Source organism: Paracoccus panacisoli (genome assembly GCF_042435015.1).
GTDB lineage: Bacteria > Pseudomonadota > Alphaproteobacteria > Rhodobacterales > Rhodobacteraceae > Paracoccus > Paracoccus panacisoli.
Map to the genome: position 1 here is coordinate 25,897 of NZ_JBHMQU010000025.1, position 15,137 is coordinate 41,033.

At 70.6% G+C, this 15,137-nt stretch carries 16 protein-coding genes; 13 read left to right on the plus strand and 3 right to left on the minus strand.

Annotated elements, in window-relative coordinates; genetic code table 11:
- The first annotated feature begins 2 nt into the window (after window positions 1-2).
- The 9 genes from ACFHYO_RS06585 to ACFHYO_RS06625 all read left to right on the plus strand — a co-directional run bounded on the left by ACFHYO_RS06585 (window position 3) and on the right by ACFHYO_RS06625 (window position 7,661).
- Window positions 3-1,268, plus strand: coding sequence for a Zn-dependent hydrolase (locus ACFHYO_RS06585; protein WP_394319220.1), 1,266 nt, complete (start codon window positions 3-5; stop codon window positions 1,266-1,268).
- A 66-nt stretch (window positions 1,269-1,334) separates the two neighbouring features.
- A complete protein-coding gene (gene hydA, locus ACFHYO_RS06590; RefSeq protein WP_394319222.1) occupies window positions 1,335-2,789 on the plus strand; it encodes a dihydropyrimidinase in 1,455 nt (484 codons plus the stop codon).
- Window positions 2,789-2,989 (plus strand): SDR family oxidoreductase, encoded by a 201-nt coding sequence (locus tag ACFHYO_RS06595; protein ID WP_394319224.1) that lies wholly within the window; start codon window positions 2,789-2,791, stop codon window positions 2,987-2,989. The genes hydA and ACFHYO_RS06595 overlap by 1 nt, the downstream gene beginning before the upstream one ends.
- The gene (locus ACFHYO_RS06600; protein WP_394319226.1) at window positions 2,986-3,546 is read left to right on the plus strand and encodes a hypothetical protein; all 561 of its coding nucleotides are present in this window, start codon (window positions 2,986-2,988) and stop codon (window positions 3,544-3,546) included. The genes ACFHYO_RS06595 and ACFHYO_RS06600 overlap by 4 nt, the downstream gene beginning before the upstream one ends.
- Window positions 3,543-4,325 (plus strand): ABC transporter ATP-binding protein, encoded by a 783-nt coding sequence (locus ACFHYO_RS06605; RefSeq protein WP_394319228.1) that lies wholly within the window; start codon window positions 3,543-3,545, stop codon window positions 4,323-4,325. Before ACFHYO_RS06600 ends, ACFHYO_RS06605 begins: the two co-directional genes overlap by 4 nt.
- Entirely contained in the window at window positions 4,318-4,791 is a 474-nt protein-coding gene (locus ACFHYO_RS06610; RefSeq protein WP_394319230.1) for a GNAT family N-acetyltransferase, read from the plus strand. The genes ACFHYO_RS06605 and ACFHYO_RS06610 overlap by 8 nt, the downstream gene beginning before the upstream one ends.
- On the plus strand, window positions 4,788-5,651 hold the full coding sequence (locus ACFHYO_RS06615) for an ABC transporter permease (RefSeq protein WP_394319232.1): 864 nt from the start codon (window positions 4,788-4,790) through the stop codon (window positions 5,649-5,651). Before ACFHYO_RS06610 ends, ACFHYO_RS06615 begins: the two co-directional genes overlap by 4 nt.
- Before the next feature lie 125 nt (window positions 5,652-5,776).
- Window positions 5,777-6,619 (plus strand): ABC transporter permease, encoded by an 843-nt coding sequence (locus ACFHYO_RS06620; RefSeq protein ID WP_394319245.1) that lies wholly within the window; start codon window positions 5,777-5,779, stop codon window positions 6,617-6,619.
- A gap of 55 nt (window positions 6,620-6,674) precedes the next feature.
- A complete protein-coding gene (locus ACFHYO_RS06625; RefSeq protein WP_168782117.1) occupies window positions 6,675-7,661 on the plus strand; it encodes an ABC transporter substrate-binding protein in 987 nt (328 codons plus the stop codon).
- Window positions 7,662-7,750: 89 nt separating this feature from the next.
- Here ACFHYO_RS06625 and ACFHYO_RS06630 read toward each other — a convergent pair whose 3' ends face one another.
- From ACFHYO_RS06630 to ACFHYO_RS06640, 3 genes are read right to left on the minus strand one after another with little or no spacing between them, the layout of a single operon-like run.
- Window positions 7,751-8,686, minus strand: coding sequence for a diguanylate cyclase domain-containing protein (locus ACFHYO_RS06630; protein ID WP_394319234.1), 936 nt, complete (start codon window positions 8,684-8,686; stop codon window positions 7,751-7,753).
- A gap of 20 nt (window positions 8,687-8,706) precedes the next feature.
- Window positions 8,707-9,273, minus strand: coding sequence for a heme NO-binding domain-containing protein (locus tag ACFHYO_RS06635; RefSeq protein ID WP_036700283.1), 567 nt, complete (start codon window positions 9,271-9,273; stop codon window positions 8,707-8,709).
- 58 nt (window positions 9,274-9,331) lie between these two features.
- Entirely contained in the window at window positions 9,332-9,610 is a 279-nt protein-coding gene (locus ACFHYO_RS06640; RefSeq protein ID WP_394319236.1) for a DUF3572 family protein, read from the minus strand.
- A 124-nt stretch (window positions 9,611-9,734) separates the two neighbouring features.
- On the opposite strand from ACFHYO_RS06640, the gene ACFHYO_RS06645 reads away from it, so the two are divergent.
- The 4 genes from ACFHYO_RS06645 to ACFHYO_RS06660 all read left to right on the plus strand — a co-directional run.
- Window positions 9,735-11,135, plus strand: a complete 1,401-nt coding sequence (locus ACFHYO_RS06645; protein WP_394319238.1) for a diguanylate cyclase domain-containing protein — start codon at window positions 9,735-9,737, stop codon at window positions 11,133-11,135.
- Window positions 11,136-11,592: 457 nt separating this feature from the next.
- The gene (gene cysS, locus ACFHYO_RS06650) at window positions 11,593-13,017 is read left to right on the plus strand and encodes a cysteine--tRNA ligase (protein WP_394319240.1); all 1,425 of its coding nucleotides are present in this window, start codon (window positions 11,593-11,595) and stop codon (window positions 13,015-13,017) included.
- A 7-nt stretch (window positions 13,018-13,024) separates the two neighbouring features.
- A complete protein-coding gene (gene cimA / locus ACFHYO_RS06655; RefSeq protein WP_394319241.1) occupies window positions 13,025-14,638 on the plus strand; it encodes a citramalate synthase in 1,614 nt (537 codons plus the stop codon).
- Window positions 14,635-15,137: squalene/phytoene synthase family protein (locus ACFHYO_RS06660; RefSeq protein ID WP_394319243.1), on the plus strand; the 503-nt coding region annotated here is incomplete at its 3' end. The genes cimA and ACFHYO_RS06660, both read left to right, overlap by 4 nt.

The window sequence follows — 15,137 nt, forward strand, 5'->3', positions numbered from 1 at the left end:
ACATGACCAGCGACAGCGGGCCGGTTTCGGCCGCCAACACCCGGGTGAACGGCGAACGCCTGTGGGATTCGCTGATGCTGATGGCCGAGATCGGCCCCGGCGTCGCCGGCGGCAACAACCGCCAGACCCTGACCGATGCCGATGCCGAGGGGCGGCGGCTCTTCCAGTCGTGGTGCGAGGCGGCGGGCATGACCATGGCGCTCGACCGGATGGGCAACATGTTCATGCGGCTCGAGGGCGCGGACCCCGACGCGGACCCGGTGATGATCGGCAGCCACCTCGACACCCAGCCGACCGGCGGGCGCTTCGACGGGGTGCTGGGGGTGCTCGCGGGGCTCGAGGTGGTGCGGACCATCCGCGACATGGGCGTGACCCCGCGCCGCCCAATCGTGGTGGTGAACTGGACCAACGAAGAGGGCGCGCGGTTTGCCCCCGCCATGCTCGCTTCGGGCGTGTTCGCGGGCATCCATACCGAGGATTACGCCAACAGCCGCGTGGACGCTGCGGGCAAGCGCTTCGGCGACGAGCTCGACCGGATCGGCTGGCGCGGGGAGGAGCCGGTGGGCGGGCGCCCGATCCATGCGATGTTCGAATACCACATCGAGCAGGGCCCGATCCTCGAGGCCGAGGGCCGCGAGATCGGCGTGGTGACCCACGGCCAGGGGCTCTGGTGGCTCGAGGTGACGCTGACCGGCAAGGACGCGCACACCGGCTCGACCCCCATGGCGATGCGGGTGAACGCGGGGCTCGGCATGGCGCGGATCATCGAGGCGGTGCACCGCATCGCCATGGACCACCAGCCCGCCGCGGTGGGCGCGGTGGGGCAGGCGAACGTCTGGCCGAACTCGCGCAACGTGATCCCGGGCAAGGCGGTGTTCACCGTCGATTTCCGCTCGCCCGATCTCGGCAAGCTGAACGCCATGCGGGCGCGGCTCGAGGCGGAGGCGGCCGGGATCGCCGCCGATCTGGGGCTGGGGATTTCCATCGAGCCGGTCGGCCATTTCGACCCCGTGACCTTCGACCCGAGGCTCGTCGAGGTGGTCCGCGGCGCGGCCGAACGGCTGGGCTATTCGCACATGGATATCGTGTCGGGCGCCGGCCACGACGCCTGCTGGATCAACCGCGTCGCCCCCACGGTGATGATCATGTGCCCCTGCGTGGACGGGCTCTCGCACAACGAGGCCGAGGAGATCACGCCCGAATGGGCGTCGGCCGGGGCGGATGTGTTGCTGAATGCGGTGCTCGAGGTGGCGGGCAGCGCGGACTGAGCCGCCGGAGCGGGGGTTTTCCACCCCCGCACCCCCGGAGGATATTTGCGTCAAGGAGAAACGGATTTGGGCAGCACGGTCATCAAGGGCGGCACGGTCGTCACCGCAGACCTCACCTATGGCGCGGATGTGCGGATCGAGGGGGGGCGCATCGCCGAGATCGGACCGAACCTCTCGGGCGACACCGTGTTGGACGCCACCGGCTGCTACGTCATGCCGGGCGGGATCGATCCGCACACGCATCTCGAGATGCCGTTCATGGGCACCTATTCGGCCGATGACTTCGACAGCGGCACCCGGGCGGCGCTGGCGGGCGGCACGACGATGGTGATCGACTTCGCCCTGCCCTCGCCCGACCAGAGCCTGATGGACGCGCTCAAGGTCTGGGACAACAAGACCGCGCGGGCGCATTGCGACTATTCCTTCCACATGGCGATCACCGGCTGGAACGAGGGCATCCACGCCGAGATGGCCGAGGTCGTGGATCGCGGGATCACCAGCTTCAAGCACTTCATGGCCTACAAGGGCGCGCTGATGGTGAACGACGACGAGCTGTTCGCGTCGTTCCGCCGGGTGGGCGAGCTGGGCGGGATCGCCATGGTCCACGCCGAGAACGGCGACGTGGTGGCCGAGATGTGCGCGCGGCTGTTGGCCGAGGGCAACACCGGCCCCGAGGCGCACGCCTATTCCCGCCCGCCCGCGGTCGAGGGCGAGGCGACGAACCGCGCGATCATGATCGCCGACATGGCGCGGGTGCCGCTCTACGTCGTCCACGTCAGCTGCGAGGACAGTCACGAGGCGATCCGCCGGGCGCGCGCCCTCGGCCGCCGGGTCTGGGGCGAGCCGCTGATCCAGCACCTGACGCTGGACGAAAGCGAATACCTCAACCCCGACTGGGACCATGCCGCCCGCCGCGTCATGTCGCCCCCGTTCCGCGACAAGCGCCATCAGGAGTCGCTCTGGTCGGGGCTGATGTCGGGCTCGCTGTCCGCGGTGGCGACCGACCACTGCGCCTTCACCACCGAGCAGAAGCGGTTCGGGGTGGGCGACTTCACCAAGATCCCGAACGGCACCGGCGGGCTCGAGGATCGGCTGCCGATGCTCTGGACGCACGGGGTGGCGACCGGGCGGCTGACGCCGAACGAGTTCGTCGCGGTGACCTCGACTAACATCGCCAAGATCATGGGGATGTATCCGAGGAAGGGCGCGGTGCTGGTGGGCGCGGACGCCGATCTGGTCGTGCTGGACCCGAAGGCGAAGAAGACCATCTCGGCCAGGTCGCAGCAATCGGCGATCGATTACAACGTGTTCGAGGGCCACGAGGTGATCGGCCTGCCACGCTTCACGCTCACCCGCGGGCGGGTCGCGGTGACCGAGGGCAAGCTCGACGGGCGCGAGGGCTGGGGCGAGTTCGTCGCCCGCGAGCCCAAGGGCGCCGTCAACCGCGCGCTGTCCGAGTGGAAGGCGCTGAGCTCGCCGCGCCCGGTCGAGCGCGCGGGCATCCCCGCGACGGGGGTGTGATGCGGGTCGCCCTCGTCACCGCAGGCGGCTCGGGCATGGGCGCGGCCTGCGCCCGCCGGCTGGCCGCGGAAGTGCCGATGGGACGCCATGGCTCCGTCGACGAGATCGCGGCGACGGTGGCGTTTCTGACGTCCGAGGGTGCGGCCAATATCACCGGGCAGAAACCGCGCGTCGCTGGCGGGCTGACGAGGTCGGTATGAACGGTCCGGGAGTTCATCACAACTTGATTGCAAAGGATATCGGGTATTTCCTTCAGTGCGTCGCGAACTTGGAGCTGACGCTCGACGATGTGCTTTGCCTTGCCAACGCACGACGTGAAAGACTTGGCAAGTTGTTGCCCAAAAAATACCCGAATAGTGTACTTGAAAAAATTGATGTTGCAGCGGCACTATCTTACCATCTGGATTGCCCATCTTTTGCTGCAAAAGATATCTTTGAGAGGATACTTGAAGGGCGACACCAGCTTTCTCACGGCGCCATAACTCATATTAATCCTGCAAGCGACGGGTATTCGTTGTCCATTGCAAAAATGGGACGTCCGACTCGTGAGGCAGGGCAACAAACTATGGTCCGACAAACGTATTCCCTGTCCAAGTCGGAGATCATTTCATTTGCGCAAGTATTGGATGAAACTCAAGATAAGCTTCGCGCTCTTGAGAGAGCGGTGTTTGGAGCGGGCGACGGTTGGCCGACCTTCTTAGTACTTCCATACGGCGATCCTCTGGGCGTCAGACAACTAGCCGAGAAGCTGAAATGATGGCGTCCAAAGTCATCCAGGCCCGCGACGTCAGCCTGACCTTTCCAACCGCGGACGGGCCGGTCCATGCGCTGAAGGACGTGTCGCTCGACATCGCGGCGGGCGATTTCGTCAGCTTCATCGGCCCCTCGGGCTGCGGCAAGACCACCTTCCTGCGCTGCATCGCCGGGCTCGAGACGCCGACCGGCGGCACCCTGACGGTGAACGGCATGACCCCGGACGCGGCGCGGCGCGCGCGGGCCTATGGTTATGTGTTCCAGGCGCCCGGCCTCTATCCCTGGCGGAGCATCGCCGGCAACATTTCACTGCCGCTCGAGATCATGGGGTTTCCCCGCGCCGACCGGGCCGAGCGGGTGGCGCGCGTCCTCGACCTCGTGGACCTCAAGGGGTTCGGCGGCAAATACCCCTGGCAGCTCTCGGGCGGGATGCAGCAGCGCGCCTCGATCGCGCGCGCGCTGTCCTTCGACGCCGACATCCTGCTGATGGACGAGCCGTTCGGGGCGCTTGACGAGATCGTGCGCGACCGGCTGAACGAGGCGCTGCTGGCGCTCTGGGCCAAGACCGGCAAGACCATCGGCTTTGTGACCCACTCGATCCCCGAGGCGGTCTATCTCTCGACCCGCATCGTGGTGATGAGCCCGCGGCCGGGTCGGATCGCGGACGTGATCGAAAGCTCCCTGCCCCGCGAGCGCCCGCTCGACATCCGCGACAGCGCCGCCTTCATCGACATCGCCCACCGCGTCCGCGAGGGGCTGCGCGCGGGGCACAGCTATGATTGACGTGGTCATCCGGGCGGCGCGGCCCGCCGACCTGCCGGCCTGCGCGGCGATCATCAACGCCTATATCGACGCGACCGACTGGCTGCCCCGCGCCCGCCCGGACGAGGAAATCGCGGCGATGTTCTCGCCCGACCTGCTCGAGCGGCGGCGGGTGCTGGTCGCCGAGCAGGGCGGCACGGTGGTGGGCTACGCCTCGCTCGACCCGGCGACGGCGTTTCTCGCCTCGCTCTACCTCGCGCCCGCGGCGCAGGGGCGCGGGGTCGGGCGGCAGATGCTCGACCGGATCAAGGCCGAGGCGCCGGGCGGGTTCGTGCTCAACGTCTGGCAGCCGAACACCGCCGCGCGCCGGTTCTATGAGCGCGAGGGGCTGGCCGTTGCCGGCGAGAGCGTCGATGCCGACGGGCTGCCGGTGTGGGAGATGGCGTGGCCCGGGATGTCAGCGCCGGATCTGGGGGCGCCCGCATGAGGCGCCTGTTGCCGGTGCTGACGGTCCTCGCCGTGATCACGGTGGTCTGGTACGCCGCCGCCGTGCTGATGAACGCGCCCTGGGTGCGCGACCAGGCGGCCCGCAGCGGCGAGACGGTCTCGACCTCGGCGCTGGTGCGCGAGACCCTGAGCCTCGAGCGCCCGGTCCTGCCCGCCCCGCACCAGGTCGCCGCCGGATTGTGGGAGGGGGTTGCGGGGCAGAAGATCACCTCGCGCCGCAGCCTGGTCTGGCACGGCTGGATCACGCTGTCGGCGACGCTCGCGGGCTTTGCCATCGGCGCGGCGGCCGGGGTGCTGCTGGCGGTGGGCATCGTCCACAACCGGGCGATGGACATGTCGATCATGCCGTGGGCGGTCGCCTCGCAGACCGTGCCGATCCTCGCCATCGCGCCGATGGTGATCGTGGTGTTCGCCAGCGCCGGGGTGACGGGGCTCTTGCCCAAGGCCTTCATCGCGGCGTGGCTGTCGTTCTTTCCGGTGCTGGTGGGGATGGTGAAGGGGCTGAGGACGCCCGACGCGATGCAGCTTGACCTGATGCGGTCGTGGAATGCGAGTGCCGGTCAGGTGCTGCGGCATCTGCGGCTGCCGGCCTCGCTGCCTTATCTCTTCGCCTCGCTCAAGGTGGCGGTGGCGGCGGCGCTGGTCGGGACCATTGTGGGTGAGCTGCCCGCGGGCGCCTCGCAGGGGCTCGGCGCGCGGCTTCTGTCGGGCAGCTACTACGGCCAGACGATCCAGATCTGGGCGGCGCTGTTTGCCGCGGCGATCCTCGCGGCCGGTCTGGTGATGCTGATCGGGCTGGTCGAGCGCCTGACGCTGACCCGCATGGGGCTGGCGCGATGAGCGCGCGTGGTGAGGCGGCGGGGGCCGGCGCGGGGCGCGGCCTGGCAGCGTGGGTGCCGCTTGGCGTGGCCCTGGTGGGCATCGCCGTCCTGTGGGCGAGCCCCGGTTTCGGTGCGGCCGGTCGTATGGCGGGGCTGGTGCTGGTCTGGATGGGCCTGTGGGGCGCCAACACGCGCCTCGCCACGCTGGAGGTCGCGCCGGCCTGGGCGCGCCTGCGCCGGTTCGCGGTGGCGGCGATCTTCGGCCTGACACTCCTCACCCTGTGGGAGGCGGCGGTGACGGTCTTCGCCGTCCCCTCGGTCATCCTGCCCGCGCCCTCGGTGATCGGCGCCCGCTTCGTCTCGGCCCTGCCGATGATCCTGGGCGATTTGTGGCAGACGCTGATCAAGGGGGCGCTGACCGGCTGGCTGATCGGCGCCGCCGCCGCGGTGGGCACCGCCATCGCCATCGACCGCTCGCCGTTCCTGCAACGCGGGCTGCTCCCGATCGGCAATTTCGTCGCCGCCCTGCCGATCGTCGGCATCGCCCCGATCCTCGTCATGTGGTTCGGCTTCGACTGGCAGTCCAAGGCCGCCGTGGTCGTGGTCATGGTGTTCTTCCCGATCCTCGTGAACATGGTTGCGGGGCTCGCCGCCACCGACGCGCTGCAACGCGACCAGATGGCAACGTGGAGCGCGGGCTACTGGCAATCCCTCGTCAAGCTGCGGCTGCCGGCGGCGATGCCGTTCCTCTTCAACGGGTTGAAGATCACCACGACGCTTGCCCTGATCGGCGCCATCGTTGCGGAATTCTTCGGCAGCCCGACCCGCGGGATGGGGTTCCGCATCTCGACGGCCGTGGGGCAGATGGACCTCGCCCTCGTCTGGGCCGAGATTCTGATGGCGGCCATCGCCGGGTCGCTGTTCTATGGATTCGTTGCGCTGATCGAGCGCCGGGTGACCTTCTGGCACCCCTCGCAGCGCCAGTGACTGCGTGGACGGAAGCTCGCGGGGCAACGACCCCGCGCCAACAGGAGAGGATGCGATGACCAGACTGATGACGAGTGCCGCCGCCTTCGCACTGCTCGCCGGCGGGGCGTGGGCCGCCGATCCGCTGACGCTGCAGCTCAAGTGGGTGACGCAGGCCCAGTTCGCCGGCTACTACGTGGCCAAGGACAAGGGGTTCTACGGGGACGAGAACCTCGACGTGACGATCCGACCCGGCGGTCCCGACATCGCCCCGACGCAGGTGCTGGCCGGCGGCGGGGCCGACGTGACGGTGGAGTGGATGCCGGCCGCCCTCGCCGCGCGCGAGAAGGGGCTGCCGATCGTCAACATCGCCCAGCCGTTCAAGGCGTCGGGGATGATGCTGACCTGCCTCAAGGAAAGCGGCATCACCGACCCCAAGACCGACTTCAAGGGCAAGACGCTGGGCGTCTGGTTCTTCGGCAACGAGTTCCCGTTCCTGTCGTGGATGAACCACCTCGGGCTCAAGACCGACGGCGGCCCCGAGGGGGTGACGGTGCTGAAGCAGGGCTTCAACGTCGATCCGCTGCTGCAGAAGCAGGCGGCCTGCATCTCGACCATGACCTACAACGAATATGGCCAGGTGCTGGATGCGGGGCTGAAACCCGAGGACCTGGTGACGTTCAAATACGAGGATCAGGGCGTGGCGACCCTCGAGGACGGGCTCTACACGCTCGAGGACAAGCTCAAGGACCCGGCGATGGAGGACAAGCTGGTGCGCTTCGTCCGGGCCAGCATGAAGGGCTGGAAATACGCCGAGGAGCACCCCGAGGAAGCCGCGCAGATCGTGCTCGACAACGACGAGACCGGGGCGCAGACCGAGGCCCATCAGGTCCGCATGATGCAGGAGGTCGCCAAGCTGACCGCCGGCTCGAACGGCGCGCTGGACCCCGCCGACGCCGAGCGGACGGTCGAGACGCTGCTCTCGGGCGGCTCTGACCCGGTGATCTCGAAGAAGCCCGAGGGGGCGTGGACGAGCGCGATCACCGACAAGGCGCTGAAATAGAGCCGGCGCGGCGGGTCCGGCCGGTTCCCGTAGGGGTTCGACGCTTCGAAAGGGCGCTGCGTTGGCAGCGCCCTTTGCCGTGCCGGCCGTCACCGCGACACCCGCAGGCAGCCGCGCCCGTCCCGCTTGGCGGCGTAGAGCGCCTCGTCCGCCGCGGCCTCGAGCGCGGTCCAGTCGAGGGTGGGGCAGTCGCGCGACAGCACCGCCCCGACGCTCGCGGACAGGGACTGGACGGTGCCGCCGATCGGCACCGGACGGGTGATCGCCGCACAGATCCGCGCCCCCAGCGCCTCGAGCTGGTGCGCATCGGCGAGGCCGGGGATCAGCAGCACGAACTCGTCGCCGCCGGTGCGCGCGATGGTGTCCTCGTCGCGCGTGACGACGCGCAGCCGTTGCGCCACCGCGCGCAGCATCGCATCGCCCGCGGCGTGGCCCATGCTGTCGTTCAGCGCCTTGAAGCGGTCGAGGTCGAGCACCAGCACCGCGAACTGCCGCTCGGGGTCTGCCACCGCGGCGCGGCGCAGGGCCTCGAACGCCAGCTCGAGCCCGCGGCGGTTCGAGAGCCCGGTGAGCGGGTCGGTGAAGGCCTCGGCCTCGGCCTTGCTGCGCGCCTCCTCCAGCCGCAGGTTGGCGCGGGTCAACTCGTCGGTCATGACGTTGTTGGCCTCGGTGAGAAACAGCACCTCCATGACCAACTCCGACGGGGCGAAGTCGCGGTCGGTGAGACCGAAGCGGCGGATCGCCTCGACCACGCCGATGCCGAACCCGAGGTTGAGCAGCGTCCCCCCCTGCCCGTCCGGGGCAGCCTGCCCCCTGAGCATGATGCCGTCGTCGCCGAGCAGCCGCAGGAACACCCGTCCCGTGGCCCCGGCCCCGGCGAGCCCCTCGGGCCCCGCGGGTTCGAAGGCGGCGTCGAACTGCGCGGCCTCGCCGATCAGGTGGCGAAGCGTCGTCCCCGCCGAGAGGATGCGGCGATTGGCGTCGAGATGCAGGTGCATCGGCATCAGCCGCAGGGCGGTCGTCATCACAGTCTCAGCCCCGCCGCTCATCCCAGCCCCACCATCGGATCGCTGAGCGAGAACGGCCGTCCCTCGCTGAAATCGGTGAGCGGCACCGAGACCGAGAGCCCCTCGGGCCGCACCGAGATCACCGCCAGCACCCCGTAATCGTCGGCCATGGCATGAAGGATGCCGCTCAGGACATGCGGCCACACCCCGTCCCCCTCGATCGCCACGCACCAGCCGTGCGCGGCGGCCCGGACCCGGATGCGGGGCAGCTCGAACCCCCTGACCACCATCGTGATCCGGTCGCCCATCTCGGGCAGGACCGTCATGAACCCGGCGAAATCCGGCGCCGCAAAGCGAAGCAGGCGGCGAATCGTCGGGATCCGCGCGACCCACGCGCCGATGTCCTCGGCCAGGTCACCCTCGCTGCGGGACAGTCGCCGGGCGAGTTCGGCGATCAGCGTGCGCGTGGTGGCGTCGCCATAGACGCGCATGACGACGAAGCCGCGGGGATCGACCCCCGCCGCGGCCGCCGCACCCGCCCACATCCCGTCGCCATAGGTGCTGCGCGTGAATTCCTCGATCGCCCGATTGACCAGCCCGTGCATTGCTCACCCTTCCGCTCGGCCGCACCATAGCCGCGCAGGGGTTAAGGCCGGGTAAAGATCAGCCGACCGCGCCCGCCTCGAGCGCCGCGCGGGCATAGGCGACGCGCGCCGCGGGCCAGCCGCTCGCCTCGGCAAAGCCGATGAGCCGCGCGTCGTCACCGCAGATGAAGTCGAGGAGCGCCGCCGCGAGATCCTCGGGCGTCCGCGCCGCGAGGCGCCGCAGGTCGCCCGGCGCAAGGCCCGTCTCGGCGGACAGCGCCCCGACCAGGTCGGGTGAGGCCGCGAGATGCGCGAGCAGGTCCTGGGTCAGCTGGTCGAGGGTCGCGCGCGAAATCATGACGGCAGGTCTAGCGATGGTGGGAGCCGCGGCGCAAGCACGAGCGCGTGAGCGGCGTGGGCGCAAACCATTTGTTAATCTTTCTAAGGAAGTGTGGTCATCACGAAACCCCAGAGGGCCACGGATGTCGGGTCAGATCCTCGTCGTTGACGGCACGGCGACACATCGAATCACGCTCAAGGTCAGGCTGGCTGCGGCCTGCTATGATCCGCTCACCGCGCGCACGGGGGCCGAGGCGCTGGCGATCCTGGCCCGGGCGCGCCCGACGCTGGTGCTGATCGGCGGCGAGCCGGGCGACATGGGGGCGGTCGATCTGTGCGGGCGAATCGCGGCCGGCTGGCCGGGGGTGCCGGTGCTGATGATCGTGCCGCAGGCCGACCGGATCGCGGCGCTCAAGGCGGGCGCGGCGGCGGTGCTCGACGGGCCGGTGGACGATCTGAACCTCTTCGCGCGCATCCGCGGGCTGATGCGGGACGAGGCCGATGCGGCGCCCCGTCCGCTGCTGGCAGGGCTGGCCGAGGACCAGGCGACCTTCGCCTTCGAGCCGGCGCTGCCGGCGCTGCCGCCGCCGTCCGTGCTACTGGTGGCCGGGGATACCGCGACGGCGCTCGGCTGGCGTCGCACGCTCGCGCCGCGGTTGGCGGCGCGGCTCTCGGTGGCGGATGCCGACCGCGCGCTGGCCGACGCCGCGGTGGGGTTGGTCCCGGATCTCTACGTGATCGCCGCGGACCTGAGCCTGCAGGGGGACGGGCTGCGGCTGCTCTCGGAACTGCGCTGCCGGCGGACCTCGCGGAACGCGAGCTTCGCGGTCGTCCTGCCCTCGCACCGGCAGGAGATGATGTCGGTGGCGCTCGACCTTGGTGCCGGCGACGTGCTGGCGGCGGGTTTTTCCGCCGAGGCCGTGGCCGACGAGGCTGCGTTGCGGCTGTCGGGCCTGATCCGGCGCAAGCGCTCGGCCGACAAGAACAGGGCGGCGGCCGAGCACGAGCGGACGCTGGCGCGGATCGATCCGCTGACGGGGCTGGTGAACCGCCGCTTTGCCCTGCCCCGGCTGGCGGGAATGTGCGATGCCCCCCCGCGGGACGGGCGCGGCTGCGCGGTGGTGGCGATCGACATCGACCGCTTCAAGCAGGTGAACGACCACCACGGCCACGCGGCGGGCGACGCGGTGCTGATCGAGGTGGCCGAGCGCATCGAGCGCGTCGTCCCGCCCTCCGGCTTCGTCGCGCGGATGGGCGGCGAGGAATTCCTGGCCGCCCTGCCGGACACCAGCCCCGCCGAGGCCGCCGCGCTTGCCGAGGCAATGCGGCAGGCTGTGTCGGCGCGTCCCGTCTCGGCCGGGGGCGCCGGGGTGACGCTCTCGATCACCATCTCGGCGGGCGTCTCGACGCTGACGCCGGACCTGTGCGGGGCCGGGCGCGACCGGGCCGCCGCGCTGCTGCTGCGCGCCGACGGGGCGCTGATGTCGGCCAAGCGGGCGGGGCGGAACCGGTTGATGGTCGCGGGGCTCGACGCGGTGGCGTGAGGGAGGACCAGGGACACTTAAAACGCTCTCAGCTTGCCCGGGCCGACTGGAGGTGCTTCGGCGCTGACCACTCCTTGGCAGTTACCCGAGCCAGCCACAGGCAGGCGCCGCGCCCACGCCCTAGCCTATGGTAGATTGCCCCCTGCTGTTGCCCAATGCCGGATGCCGGATGCCGGATGCCGGATGCCGGATGCCGGATGCCGGATGCCGGATGCCGGATGCCGGATGCCGGATGCCGGGACCGTGTGCGGGCGTTCAAGGCGTGTCCATCCCCGGCCTCAACACATCCCCACCCGCCAAGCCTTCCCCGCCACCCGCACCGCTTGCCCGGACCGCGCCCCGCTGGTAACACCGCCCCCATGGACGCGCGCGCCACTCTTTTCTGCTGCCGGATCGTCTGACATTCAGCCAGGCGGGACGTCCGGTATCGACGCGACCCCCGCCGCAGGGGGACCTCATGACCGAGATCAGGCTCACCAACAGCCGTACCCGCCGCAAGGAGGCGCTGGCGCCGATCCGCGCCGACGACGTGCGGATGTATCTCTGCGGGCCGACCGTCTATGACCGCGCGCATCTCGGCAATGCTCGGCCGGTGGTCATGTTCGACGTGCTGTTCCGCCTGCTGCGCCACGTCTATGGCGCCGACCACGTGAGCTACGTCCGGAACTTCACTGACGTCGACGACAAGATCAACGCCGCCGCGCTCGCCCGGCGCGAGGCAGGGGCGACGGGCACGCTCGAAGAGCTGATCCGCGCCCGCACGGCCGAGACGATCGACTGGTACCATGCCGACATGGACGCGCTTGGCGCGCTGCGCCCGGCGCTCCGGGGCGAGGCGACGGACCGGGCCGAGCCGCGCGCCACGGACTACATCCCCGAGATGATCGCGATGATCGGCCAGCTCGTTGCAGACGGCCACGCCTATGCCGCCGAGGGGCACGTGCTCTTCGACGTCCGATCGTTCCCGGACTACGGCGCGCTCTCGGGCCGGTCGGTGGACGACATGATCGCTGGCGCCCGGGTCGAGGTGGCGCCCTTCAAGCGCGACCCGATGGACTTCGTGCTCTGGAAGCCCTCGGACGACGATCTGCCGGGGTGGGACAGCCCCTGGGGCCGCGGTCGCCCGGGCTGGCACATCGAGTGCTCGGCGATGTCGGCCGCGCTGCTGGGCGAAAGTTTCGACATCCACGGCGGCGGCATCGACCTGCAGTTCCCGCACCACGAAAACGAGATCGCGCAGAGCTGCTGCGCCCACCCCGAGGCCGAGTTCGCCCGCATCTGGCTGCACAACGAGATGCTGCAGGTCGAGGGGCGGAAAATGTCGAAAAGCCTCGGCAATTTCTTCACCGTCCGCGACCTGCTGGATCAGGGCGTGCCGGGCGAGGTGATCCGCTTCGTGTTCCTGATGACGCACTATCGCAAGCCGATGGACTGGACCGCCGACAAGGCGCGCGAGGCTGAAGCCACGCTGCGCAAGTGGCGGGGGCTGGCGGGCGACACCCTGCCCGGCGCCCCCGACCCGGCGGTGATCGCGGCGTTGGCGGACGACTTGAACACCGCAGGCGCGCTGGCCCGGCTGCACGAGATGGCGCGCGCCCTGCCCGGCCCGACGGCACCCGCGTTCGTCGGCTCGGCCCAGCTTCTCGGGCTGCTGACCCCTGAACTGGGCGCGTGGGCGACGGCGGCCCCGGACCTCACGGCGCTGGCCGACCGGCTCGCGGCGCTGCGCGCGGCCGCGAAGCAGAGCCGCGACTTCGCCCCGGTCGATGCGCTCAAGGCGGCGTTGATCTCGGCCGGAGTCGAGGTGCGGATGACGGCCTCGGGCGTTGATCTGGTCGCCGGGCCCGGGTTCGACCCGGCGCGCCTGCCCGAACCCGTCTGAGGCCGCCATGACCGACCGCCTCAGCCTCTACGACACCACGCTGCGCGACGGCCAGCAGACCCAGGGCGTCCAGTTCACCGCCACGGAGAAGGCCGAGATCGCCGCCATGCTCGACGAGCTGGGGGTGGATTACATCGAGGGCGGCTGGCCGGGGGCGAACCCGACCGACAGCGAGTTCTTCGCCAACCCACCCCGGACCCGGGCGGTGATGACCGCCTTCGGCATGACCCGCCGCGCCGGGCGCTCGGCGGGCAACGATGACGTGCTGGCGGCGGTGCTGGATGCGCGCACGCCCGCCGTGTGCCTCGTCGGCAAGACCCATGATTACCACGTCCGCGAGGCGCTCGGCATCACGCTCGACGAGAACCTCGAGACGATCGGCAGCTCGATCGCCCATGTCGTGGCGCAGGGGCGCGAGGCGATCTTCGACGCCGAGCATTTCTTCGACGGCTATGCGGCGAACCCGGCGTATGCGCTGGCCTGCCTGCGGGCGGCGGCCGAGGCCGGGGCGCGCTGGATCGTGCTCTGCGACACCAACGGCGGCACCCTGCCCGACCGGATCGGCGCCGTCACCGCCGAGGTCATCGCCGCCGGCATCCCCGGTGCGCGGCTGGGCATCCACTGCCACGACGACACCGGCAACGCCGTCGCAGGCTCGCTCGCCGCCATCGCCGCCGGCGCGCGTCAGGTGCAGGGCACGCTGAACGGCCTGGGCGAGCGCTGCGGCAACGCGAGCCTCACCACGCTGATCCCGAACCTGCTGTTGAAAGAGCCGTTCCGCAGCGCCCTCTCGCTCGGCGTCGGGCCCGAGGGGCTGGCGGCGCTGACCCGCATCTCGCGGCGGCTGGACGAGATCCTGAACCGCGTCCCCGACCGGGCCGCGCCCTATGTCGGCGCCTCGGCCTTTGCCCACAAGGCGGGGCTGCACGCGAGCGCCATCCTCAAGGCGCCGCAGACCTATGAGCACGTCGACCCCGCGCTCGTCGGCAACGCCCGGGTGATCCCGATGTCGAACCAGGCGGGGCAGTCGAACCTGCGCGCGCGCCTCGCCGGAGCCGGGATCGCCGTCGAGCCGGGCGATCCGGCGCTCGCCCGCATCCTGTCGGCCGTCAAGGCGCGCGAGGATCAGGGCTATGCCTACGACTCCGCCCAGGCCTCGTTCGAGCTGCTGGCGCGGGCCGAGCTGGGCCAGATGCCGGCGCTGTTCGAGGTCGAGCGCTACCGGGTCACCGTCGAGCGGCGGCTGAACGCCATCGGGCGGCGGATCTCTGTCAGCGAGGCGGTGGTCGTGGTCCGCATCGGCGACCAGCGGGTAATGTCGGTGAGCGACTCGGTGGGCGAGACGGGCGAGGACGCCGGTCCGGTCAACGCGCTCTGGCGGGCGCTGGCCAAGGATCTGGGGCCGTGGCAGCGGTCGATCGACGAGATGGCGCTGACCGATTTCCGGGTCCGGATCATCGGGGCGGGCACCGACGCGGTGACGCGGGTGACGATCGATTCCGCCGACAGCCGCGGGGCGGCGTGGTCCACCGTGGGCGTCTCCCCCAACATCGTGGACGCGAGCTTTGAGGCGCTGGTGGACGCGATCCGCTGGAAGCTGATCCGCGACGGCGCGGCGTGAGCGGTGCCGAGGCGCTGATCGCCGGGCTGCGGCAAGCCGACCCCGACCGGCTGGCCATGGCGCTGCTCACGCCCCGTCCGGCGCGGCTGCGGCTGCTCGGCCTCTACGCGCTGAACGACGAGCTGGCGCGCACCGCGCTCGCGGCCCGCGAACCACTGGTGGCCGAGATGCGGGTGCGCTGGTGGGCCGACCGGCTCGCGGCGATGGCCGACGGGCCGCCGCCGGCGCACGCGCTCCTCGACGCGCTCTGGGCGGGTTGGGGCCGCGAGGCGGCGACGCTTGCCCCGCTGGCCGAGGCGCGGATGCATGACGCAGCTCGCCTGCCGCACCCGGACGTCGAGGCGGTGATCGCCTATGCCGACGCCACCGGCGGGGCGCTGATGGAGCGTGCCGGCGCGGCTCTCGGCGCAGGCGAGCCCGCCATGTTCCGCGACCAGGGGCGCGGCGCGGGGCTGGTGGCGTGGCTGCGCGCCCGCCCGGCGCTGGCGGCGCTGGGGCT

Coding starts and splice junctions, on each gene's coding strand:
- ACFHYO_RS06630 (WP_394319234.1), bottom strand. CDS start 8,686: ATGACGACCGCCCTGCGGCTGATGCCGATGCACCTGCATCTCGACGCC.
- ACFHYO_RS06615 (WP_394319232.1), top strand. CDS start 4,788: ATGAGGCGCCTGTTGCCGGTGCTGACGGTCCTCGCCGTGATCACGGTG.
- ACFHYO_RS06605 (WP_394319228.1), top strand. CDS start 3,543: ATGATGGCGTCCAAAGTCATCCAGGCCCGCGACGTCAGCCTGACCTTT.
- ACFHYO_RS06600 (WP_394319226.1), top strand. CDS start 2,986: ATGAACGGTCCGGGAGTTCATCACAACTTGATTGCAAAGGATATCGGG.
- ACFHYO_RS06635 (WP_036700283.1), bottom strand. CDS start 9,273: ATGCACGGGCTGGTCAATCGGGCGATCGAGGAATTCACGCGCAGCACC.
- ACFHYO_RS06610 (WP_394319230.1), top strand. CDS start 4,318: ATGATTGACGTGGTCATCCGGGCGGCGCGGCCCGCCGACCTGCCGGCC.
- ACFHYO_RS06645 (WP_394319238.1), top strand. CDS start 9,735: ATGTCGGGTCAGATCCTCGTCGTTGACGGCACGGCGACACATCGAATC.
- ACFHYO_RS06640 (WP_394319236.1), bottom strand. CDS start 9,610: ATGATTTCGCGCGCGACCCTCGACCAGCTGACCCAGGACCTGCTCGCG.
- cysS (WP_394319240.1), top strand. CDS start 11,593: ATGACCGAGATCAGGCTCACCAACAGCCGTACCCGCCGCAAGGAGGCG.
- ACFHYO_RS06625 (WP_168782117.1), top strand. CDS start 6,675: ATGACCAGACTGATGACGAGTGCCGCCGCCTTCGCACTGCTCGCCGGC.
- ACFHYO_RS06620 (WP_394319245.1), top strand. CDS start 5,777: ATGGCGGGGCTGGTGCTGGTCTGGATGGGCCTGTGGGGCGCCAACACG.
- ACFHYO_RS06585 (WP_394319220.1), top strand. CDS start 3: ATGACCAGCGACAGCGGGCCGGTTTCGGCCGCCAACACCCGGGTGAAC.
- ACFHYO_RS06595 (WP_394319224.1), top strand. CDS start 2,789: ATGCGGGTCGCCCTCGTCACCGCAGGCGGCTCGGGCATGGGCGCGGCC.
- cimA (WP_394319241.1), top strand. CDS start 13,025: ATGACCGACCGCCTCAGCCTCTACGACACCACGCTGCGCGACGGCCAG.